We start from the raw sequence: 8,422 nt of genomic DNA on the forward strand, positions 1-8,422 counted from the left end.
GATGGCCCGCCCCCGCGTACGGCCTGCTCGGCGCGCCGCGCTCCGAGGTACCCCCGCACTGCTCGTGCCCGCGCTGGTCGCCGGTATGGCGGCGGCCGTCGCGGTGGCGCCGGGGTGGGCGACGGCCTCGCCGACCGTGACCGGCGTGGTCCGGGCGGCCGAGCCGGGCGACCCGGGTGAGCCGGGCGGCGAGCCCGGCACCGACCCGACCGAGGCCACGCCCACCGTGGACCCCACGACGACGGAGCCGGCGCCGACCACCCCGCCGCCGACCGAGGAGGCCCCGCCGCCGACCACGCCGCCGGCCCCGACCACCACCGCGCCGGCGCCCACGACCACGGCGCCCGAACCGGTTCCCACCACCACCTCGCCGACCACCACGGCGCCGGCGCCCCCGCCGGTCGTGCCGCCGCCCGCCGGGCCGCCGCCGGGCCAGCCGGGCCAGCCGGCCGGCAGCCCGCTCGGGGTACGGGTCACCACCGAGGACGTCGTGCTGACCCCCGCCTACTGGAACGCGGACAGCACGGTGACCACGCTGCGGGTGACGGTGACCAACACCGGCGGGCGGACGGAGCTGATCCGTCTCGGCTACACCCTGCCGGCCGGCCTGACCGACGCCGGCACGCCCGGCTGCGCGTCCGCCGGCGGCGGCAGCCACCGCTGCGGCGAGTGGACCGCCGCCCCCGGCGCGCGGTTCCGTGCCTCGATCCGGGTCCGGGTCGCCGGCACCGCCTGGCGGTCCATGCCGCTGAGCGGGTCGGTCCAGGTGACCGCCACCGCCCCGGGGGTGGCCGGCGCGGCCGGCGACGACCAGGGCTTCGCGGTTCTCTTCCCGCCCGGGCCGCCGGTGCCCGGCATCTCGCTCCGCGCCGACGAGGTGCTCTTCGACATCAGCGGCGCGCCGAGCACCCTGGCCGTCCGCCTCGGCAACACCGGCAAGGTCGACGCCGCCAGCCGGGTCGACGTGGTCCTTCCCGCGGGGGTCACCGTCACCGAGCCGCCGGCCGGCTGCACGGCGACGGCCCCGGACCGGGCCCGGTGCGAGCTGGGCACCGTCCCGGCCGGTCGAACCGTCACCCTGAGCCTGTCCGTGGCCGCCTCGGCGGAGGCCCAGCGCCGGGCCCCGCTGGCCGGCGCGGTGGTCGCGCGGCTCGACCCGCGCAGCGGGCGGGACCGGCAGGTGCAGATGAGTTTCCGGATCACCGCGGCGGCCGCGCTGGCGACCCCGGCGGTCGGCGCGCCCGCACCGACCGGGTCGCAGGGCGTGGTGGCCGCCGCCGGTCAATCCTCCGGCGACGACGCCGGCTCGGTGCACCGGACGGCGATCACCCTGATCGGGGTCTCCGGGCTGCTGGTCGTGCTGGCGCTGGCCCTGGCGACCACGTCGCTGCGCCGCCGCATGGGCGCCGCGGCGACCGATCCGGTCGTCCGCCCCGCCGAGGAGTGAGTCACGGAAAGCGTCCGGCTGGTTGCGGTGATCTGAATTACGGGTCGCGGTACTAAACGCCGCAAAGCCGGGCATACACCGGCCCGATCAGGTCCCATACGTCGGACCTCCACCAAGGTTGCCCTAACGGACCGACGTAGGCTCTGACGTGAGAAATGGAGCGGGCCGAGCCAGCGACGGACGGCCTGCGGCAGCAGCGCGTCTAGGAGGGCACGTGGCCGGGCAAGGCGGGGTCACCATCACGTTCAGCCGCCCGTGCGACGGCGCTCAGCGAAGCGAGGTGCGGGCGTGACAAAGCAGATCCGTCAACTGGACCGGGTGGTCATCCGGTTCGCCGGCGACTCCGGCGACGGCATGCAGCTCACCGGCGACCGGTTCACCTCGGAAACGGCGCAGCTGGGCAACGACATCTCCACGTTGCCCAACTTCCCGGCCGAGATCCGCGCCCCCGCAGGCACCCTGCCGGGCGTGTCGAGCTTCCAGGTGCACTTCGCCGACTACGACATCCTGACCCCCGGCGACGCGCCGAACGTGCTGGTGGCGATGAACCCGGCCGCGCTCAAGGCCAACCTGACCGACCTGCCGCGCGGGGCGGACATCATCGTCAACACCGACGAGTTCACCCGGCGCAACCTGGCCAAGGTGGGCTACACGACCAGCCCGCTCGAGGACGACTCGCTCGCCGGCTACGTGGTGCACCCGGTCGCGCTGACCTCGATGACCGTCGGCGCGCTGGCCGAGCACGAGGTGTCCAAGAAGGACGCCGAGCGGGCCAAGAACATGTTCGCGCTCGGCCTGCTGAGCTGGATGTACTCGCGCCCGTACGAGTCGACGCTGCGCTTCCTGGAGCGCAAGTTCGCCGCCCGCCCCGAGCTGGTCGCGGCGAACGTGGCGGCCTTCCGGGCCGGCTGGAACTTCGGCGAGACCACCGAGGACTTCTCCGTCCGCTACGAGGTCAAGCCGGCGAAGATGCTGCCGGGCACCTACCGGAACATCACCGGGAACGCGGCGCTGTCGCTGGGTCTGGTGGCCGCCGGGGTCCGCTCGGGGCTGCCGGTCTTCCTCGGCGCGTACCCGATCACCCCGGCCTCGGACATCCTGCACGAGCTGAGCAAGCACAAGAAGTTCGGCGTCGTCACCATGCAGGCCGAGGACGAGATCGCCGCGGTCGGCGCGGCCCTGGGCGCCTCGTACGGCGGCTCGCTCGGCATCACCACCACGAGCGGCCCGGGCGTGGCGTTGAAGAGCGAGACCATCTCCCTGGCCGTGGCGCTGGAGCTGCCGCTGGTCATCGTCGACGTGCAGCGGGCCGGGCCGTCCACCGGCATGCCCACCAAGACCGAGCAGGCCGACCTCAACATGGCCCTGTACGGCCGGCACGGCGAGGCCCCGGTCGCGGTGATCGCGCCGAAGTCGCCGGCCGACTGCTTCCACGCGGCCCTGGAGGCGGCGCGGATCGCGCTGACCTACCGCACCCCGGTGCTCCTGCTGTCCGACAACTACGTGGCCAACGGCTCCGAGCCGTGGCTGCTGCCGGACGTGGAGAGCCTGCCCGACCTGCGGGTCGAGTTCGCCACCCGGGCCAACGGCGAGGACGGCACCACCTTCCTGCCGTACCTGCGGGACCCGGAGACCCTCGCCCGGCCGTGGGCCATTCCGGGCACCCCGGGGCTGGAGCACCGGATCGGCGGCCTGGAGAAGGCGGACAAGACCGGCGACATCTCGTACGACCCGGCGAACCACGACTTCATGGTGCGCACCCGGGCGGCCCGGATCGAGACCATCCCGGTGCCGGACGTCGAGGTGGAGGACCCGGACGGCGACGCCCGGGTGCTCGTGCTCGGCTGGGGCTCCACGTACGGCCCGATCGGCGCCGCCTGCCGGGGCCTGCGGCAGCGCGGGCTCTCCGTCGCCCAGGCGCACCTGCGCCACCTGGCCCCCATGCCGGCCAACCTCGGCGAGGTGCTGCGCTCCTACGACCGGGTGGTCATCCCCGAGATGAACCTCGGCCAGCTCGCCCACGTGATCCGGGCGAAGTACCTGGTCGACGCGATCGGCTACAACCAGGTCCGCGGCCTGCCGTTCACCGCCGCCGAGCTGGAGACGATGCTGGAAGAGGTCCTGAAGAATGTCTGAGCCCGTCGCCCTCAAGCTCACCGCCAAGGACTTCAAGTCCGACCAGGAGGTGCGCTGGTGCCCCGGCTGCGGCGACTACGCCATCCTGGCGGCCGTCCAGGGCTTCATGCCGGAGCTGAACATCCCCCGGGAGAACGTCGTCTTCATCTCGGGCATCGGCTGCTCGTCCCGCTTCCCGTACTACATGAACACCTACGGGATGCACTCCATCCACGGCCGCGCCCCGGCGATCGCCACCGGCCTGTCGGTGACCCGGCCGGACCTGTCGGTCTGGGTGGTCACCGGTGACGGCGACGCCCTCTCCATCGGCGGCAACCACCTGATCCACGCGCTGCGCCGCAACGTCAACCTCAAGATCCTGCTGTTCAACAACCGGATCTACGGCCTGACCAAGGGGCAGTACTCGCCGACCTCCGAGATCGGCAAGATCACCAAGTCGACGCCGGTCGGCTCGGCGGACGCGCCGTTCAACCCGCTGTCGCTGGCGCTCGGCGCGGAGGCCACCTTCGTGGCCCGGACCATCGACTCCGACCGCAAGCACCTCCAGTCGGTGCTGCGGGCCGCCGCCGAGCACCAGGGCTCGGCGTTCGTGGAGATCTACCAGAACTGCAACATCTTCAACGACGGCGCGTTCGACCCGATCAAGGAGCCGGCCACCCGGGACGACTTCCTGATCCGGCTGGAGCACGGGCAGCCGATCACCTTCGGCAAGGACGGCCAGTTCTGCGTCGTCCACCCGCCGGGCGGCTTCGGGCTGGAGGTCCGGGAGACGGCGGGCACCCCGGCGGAGGAGATCGTGGTGCACGACGCCACGGTCACCGACCCGGCGTACGCCTTCGCCCTGTCCCGGCTGCCCGGGCTGGACCTGCGGAACACCCCGATCGGCGTGTTCCGTTCGGTGACGCGCTCGTCGTACGACAGCGTGGTGCAGGAGCAGGTCGCCGCGGCGAAGGCCAGCGTCGACCAGACCCCTGAGCAGCAGCTCGCCGGTCTGCTGTCCGCCGGCGACACCTGGACGATCCTCTGACGCGTTCCTGACGACGACCGGAAAGGGCGGGCCGCTCCCTCACGGGAACGGCCCGCCCTTCGTCGTCGGGTCAGGCGACCGCCGAGGCCGGCACCCACAGCTCGTCGATGGCCCGCTCGGCCGCCGCGAGGCTCTCCTCGTGCAGCGGGATCAGCTCGGCCATGGCCGGGTTGACCGGGGCGAGGGTCAGCTCGGCCGAGATGAAGCGCGGCTCCAGGCCGGTCATGGACAGGCCGTGCGGGAGCCAGGGCTCGGCGTGGTCCCAGCCCTCGCGCGGCGTGCCCGGGCCGTAGCCGCCGCCCCGGCTGCCCAGCACGATGAACTCGCGACCGCCGAGCAGGCCGGCCCCGGTGGCCGGGTCGTACGCGATGCCGGGCGCGATGAGGTGGTCGACCCAGGTCTTCACGCTGCTCGGCGCGCCGTAGTTGTAGAGCGGGAGGCCGAGCAGGATCGTGTCGGCCCGCCTCACCTCGTCCACCAGCCGCTCGCTCAGCTGCCAGGACGCGCGCTGCGCCGGGGTGTGCTGCTCCGCCGGCACCATCCGGGCCAGGCCACCGGCCTCGTCCAGGTGCGGCAGCGGCTCCCGGCCGAGGTCCCGGTAGGTGACCGTGCCGCCCGGGTGGGCGGCGCGCCACGCGGCGGCGGCGCGGGCGGTGAGCCGCCGGCTGACCGAGTGCTCGCCCCGGATGCTGGAGTCGATGTACAACAGGTGTGCCATTTGGTTAACCCTCCACGGATCGTTTGTGTAGCGCCAACCATTTATAGCAGGCTGATGTTCCGCGCCGTGCGTAAACTGGCTCACATGGCAGCCGTACCGGTCGAGGAGTCGGAGCACCGCTCCGGGCCGCTGCTCGACCACCTGGCCCGCCGGATGCGGCTCCGGTCCGAGTCGGTGCTGGCGCCCCTCGGGCTGCGCCCCCGGCACCTCGTCGCGCTCACCGTGCTGCGGGACTCGGAGGGCATGAGCCAGCAGGGCCTGGCCGGCACGCTCCAGATCGACGGCACGAACGTGGTCGGGCTGCTCAACGACCTGGAGGCGGAGGGGCTGGTCGAGCGGCGCCGGTCACCCGAGGACCGCCGCCGGCACGTGGTGAGCCTCACCGGGGCGGGCGCGAAGCGGCTGCGCGAGGCCGAGTGCGCCCTCGCCGTGGCGGAGGACGAGGTGCTCGGCGCGCTGGAGCCGGCCGAGCGGGACACGCTCTACGAACTGCTCCGGCGGGCGAGCAGCGGCCGCCCGGTCAGCTGCGTCGAGGCGACCGGGGACGAGCCGGACGCCGCCTGCTGACCGCGAAGCGGCCGGCCGGATCGGGAGAAGGTCAGACCGTCGCCGCGGACTGCGGCCGGTCGTCACGGACGTGGACCAGCATGTCGCCGGTCTCGATCACCGCGCCGGCCTTGTCGTTCAGCGCGACCACCTTGCCCCGGCGGACCAGGGCGATGACCAGCGAGTCCAGCTCCCGGGGCGACCGGCCCACCTCGCTGCGCTCGGCGGAGCGCATGGCCAGCGCCATGCCCTGGCCGGGGGTGAGCAGGTCCTCCACCACGTCGATCAGCGGCGGGGCGGAGGTGGAGAGGCCGAGCAGCCGGCCGGCCGTCGCCGAGGAGACGATCACGTGGTGCGCCCCGCTCTGCTTGAGCAGCGGCGCGTTCTCCGCCTCCCGGACCGCCGCGATGATCCGCACCTGGCCGGCGGTGAGCTGCCGGACGGTCAGCGCCACCAGCACCGAGGCGTCGTCGCTGTCGGTCGCGATGATGACCGACTTGGCGGTGCGGACGTGCGCCTCCTCCAGCACCGAGGAGCGCGTCGCCGAGCCCTCGATGGCGACCAGCCCGGCCGAGGTGGCCTGCCGCAGCGCGGCGCCACTCCGCTCGACCACCACGATCTTGGACTTGTCCAGACCGTTCTCCAGCAGCGCGGAGACGGCGCTGCGGCCCTTGGTGCCGTAGCCGCAGATGATGACGTGGTCCTTCACGACTCTCCTCCACCGCGCCAGGCGACGGCCGGTCCGGTACTGCTCGGTCAGGACTTCCAGGGTGGTGCCGACCAGGATGATCAGGAAGAGCACCCGGGCGGGGGTCACGAACAGGACATTGACCAGGCGCGCCGAGGAGGCGGCCGGGGTGATGTCGCCGTAGCCCGTGGTGGAGAGCGAGACCACCGCGTAGTAGAAGCAGTCGAGGAGGGTGAGGCCGTCCTCGTTCACGTCGCGGTAGCCGTCGCGGTCGATCCAGACCGCCAGCACCACGGCGAGGACCAGGCCCAGGGCGGCGAGCAGGCGCAGACTCAGCGCGCTCAGCGGCCCCCGCCGTTGCGCGGGAAAATGGATCACCGTCGGCCCTGCTCCACCACCGTCGCCTGCACGCCCACAACATAGCGGGTACGCGGAACTCCGGCCTGCCGGGGCGAGGTGCGGGCGGTCCGGGCCGGTCTCCGTCGCCGGGACGGGGCATGATGGGGACGTCCGGGGGACGACGACCGCGAGGAGGCCCGTATGTCGTTGCTGCGACGGGTGATCGGCGGGGTGCTCCGCCGGGTACGCCTGCGCCAGGGCCGCACCCTGCGCGAGGTGGCGCTGGCGGCCGGCGTCTCCCTGCCCTACCTCTCCGAGGTGGAACGCGGCCGCAAGGAGGCGTCCTCCGAGGTGCTGGCGGCGATCTGCCGCGCCCTCGGGATCCACCTCTCCGACCTGCTCGAGGAGGCCCGCGACGAGCTGCGCCGGGTCGAGCGGCGGGCGCCGGTGGCCTCCGGGGTGACACTGGCCCGGCTCGACCGGGTGCCGGCCACCCGGACCGGGCCGCAGCTACGGGTCGGCGCGCCGCGGCTGCACGCCACCCGGCGGCCGGTCGCCCCGACCCCGCTGCTCGGCGGGGCGCTGCGGCTGCCGGGCGCCGCGCCCGCACCGGTCGGCCCGGAACTCGGGTACGCCTCCCCCACCGTGTTCGGCACCGGCACCCGGATCTGGCTGATCCCCTCCGCGCCGGCCGCCCGCCACCGCCCGCGTACCTCCGTCACGCTGGCCCGGCGGCAGGCCCGGGCCGGCCGGCGGCGGCTGGCTGCCGCCTAGGCCCGGCCGGTTCTGCCCACGGCGGATCTGCCCCGGGCAGAAACGCTGGGCCGCGGGGCGCTGCCCGCCGGAGGCTGGAGACCGCCGGTTGCCGGGCGGTCCCACGCCCACCGGCGGCACGGAGGGTGGTCAGGTCATGGGATACGGCATCTGGATGCTGGACGAGGGACAGCCGACCCTCGGCGACCGGGTCTTCGAGCGGCTGCTCAAGGAGCGGATCATCTTCCTCGGCACCGAGGTCACCGACGCCTCGGCCAACCAGATCTGCGCGCAGATCCTGCTGCTGGCCGCCGAGGACCCGGAGCGGGACATCTTCCTCTACATCAACTCGCCCGGCGGCTCGGTCAGCGCCGGGATGGCCGTCTACGACACCATGCGGTACGTCAAGAACGACGTGGCGACGCTGGCCCTCGGAATGGCCGGCTCGATGGGGCAGTTCCTGCTCTGCGCGGGCGCGGAAGGGAAGCGGTTCGCGCTGCCGCACTCGCGGGTGATGATGCACCAGCCGTCCGGCGGGATGGGCGGCACGGCCGCCGACATCACCATCCAGGCGGAGAACATGCTGCACGTGAAGCGGACCATGCAGGAGCTGATCGCCCGGCACAGCGGGCACACGCTGGACGAGATCCAGCGCGACTGGGACCGGGACCGCTGGTTCACCGCCGAGCAGGCCCGCGACTACGGCCTGATCGACCAGGTGATCACCCGGGCGGAGCAGCTGCCCGGCTGAGGTACGGCCGGAAACGG

Annotated in this window: 8 protein-coding genes; 6 read left to right on the forward strand and 2 right to left on the reverse strand. The window is 73.5% G+C overall.

Going from position 1 to position 8,422, the window contains the following annotated elements; translation table 11 throughout:
- Window position 1 precedes the first annotated feature (1 nt).
- The 3 genes from IEY96_RS02075 to IEY96_RS02085 all read left to right on the forward strand — a co-directional run bounded on the left by IEY96_RS02075 (window position 2) and on the right by IEY96_RS02085 (window position 4,610).
- Complete coding sequence (locus tag IEY96_RS02075; protein ID WP_189193082.1) at window positions 2–1,447, forward strand: hypothetical protein; 1,446 nt, start codon at window positions 2–4, stop codon at window positions 1,445–1,447.
- A 288-nt stretch (window positions 1,448–1,735) separates the two neighbouring features.
- Window positions 1,736–3,583, forward strand: a complete 1,848-nt coding sequence (locus tag IEY96_RS02080; RefSeq protein ID WP_189193083.1) for a 2-oxoacid:acceptor oxidoreductase subunit alpha — start codon at window positions 1,736–1,738, stop codon at window positions 3,581–3,583.
- The gene (locus tag IEY96_RS02085) at window positions 3,576–4,610 is read left to right on the forward strand and encodes a 2-oxoacid:ferredoxin oxidoreductase subunit beta (RefSeq protein ID WP_189193084.1); all 1,035 of its coding nucleotides are present in this window, start codon (window positions 3,576–3,578) and stop codon (window positions 4,608–4,610) included. Before IEY96_RS02080 ends, IEY96_RS02085 begins: the two co-directional genes overlap by 8 nt.
- Before the next feature lie 70 nt (window positions 4,611–4,680).
- Here IEY96_RS02085 and IEY96_RS02090 read toward each other — a convergent pair whose 3' ends face one another.
- Entirely contained in the window at window positions 4,681–5,328 is a 648-nt protein-coding gene (locus IEY96_RS02090; protein ID WP_189193085.1) for an FMN-dependent NADH-azoreductase, read from the reverse strand.
- 84 nt (window positions 5,329–5,412) lie between these two features.
- Here IEY96_RS02090 and IEY96_RS02095 point away from each other — a divergent pair, with 84 nt between their 5' ends.
- Window positions 5,413–5,895 (forward strand): MarR family winged helix-turn-helix transcriptional regulator, encoded by a 483-nt coding sequence (locus IEY96_RS02095; RefSeq protein WP_189193086.1) that lies wholly within the window; start codon window positions 5,413–5,415, stop codon window positions 5,893–5,895.
- Window positions 5,896–5,926: 31 nt separating this feature from the next.
- Here the strand turns inward: IEY96_RS02095 and IEY96_RS02100 are convergent, their stop codons facing one another.
- Window positions 5,927–6,940: a potassium channel family protein gene (locus IEY96_RS02100; protein ID WP_189193087.1), complete on the reverse strand. Its 1,014-nt coding sequence runs from the start codon at window positions 6,938–6,940 to the stop codon at window positions 5,927–5,929.
- A 162-nt stretch (window positions 6,941–7,102) separates the two neighbouring features.
- Between IEY96_RS02100 and IEY96_RS02105 the strand changes: the two genes are divergently transcribed.
- The gene (locus IEY96_RS02105; protein WP_189193088.1) at window positions 7,103–7,675 is read left to right on the forward strand and encodes a helix-turn-helix domain-containing protein; all 573 of its coding nucleotides are present in this window, start codon (window positions 7,103–7,105) and stop codon (window positions 7,673–7,675) included.
- A 136-nt stretch (window positions 7,676–7,811) separates the two neighbouring features.
- Entirely contained in the window at window positions 7,812–8,405 is a 594-nt protein-coding gene (locus tag IEY96_RS02110) for an ATP-dependent Clp protease proteolytic subunit (RefSeq protein ID WP_189193089.1), read from the forward strand.
- Window positions 8,406–8,422: the final 17 nt, after the last annotated feature.

This window comes from Micromonospora fulviviridis (assembly GCF_014648395.1).
GTDB lineage: Bacteria > Actinomycetota > Actinomycetes > Mycobacteriales > Micromonosporaceae > Micromonospora > Micromonospora fulviviridis.

Bases quoted from the DNA above. Each gene is read 5' to 3' on its own strand.
- IEY96_RS02095 (WP_189193086.1), top strand. From the start codon at position 5,413: ATGGCAGCCGTACCGGTCGAGGAGTCGGAGCACCGCTCCGGGCCGCTG.
- IEY96_RS02110 (WP_189193089.1), top strand. From the start codon at position 7,812: ATGGGATACGGCATCTGGATGCTGGACGAGGGACAGCCGACCCTCGGC.
- IEY96_RS02090 (WP_189193085.1), bottom strand. From the start codon at position 5,328: ATGGCACACCTGTTGTACATCGACTCCAGCATCCGGGGCGAGCACTCG.
- IEY96_RS02075 (WP_189193082.1), top strand. From the start codon at position 2: ATGGCCCGCCCCCGCGTACGGCCTGCTCGGCGCGCCGCGCTCCGAGGT.
- IEY96_RS02085 (WP_189193084.1), top strand. From the start codon at position 3,576: ATGTCTGAGCCCGTCGCCCTCAAGCTCACCGCCAAGGACTTCAAGTCC.
- IEY96_RS02105 (WP_189193088.1), top strand. From the start codon at position 7,103: ATGTCGTTGCTGCGACGGGTGATCGGCGGGGTGCTCCGCCGGGTACGC.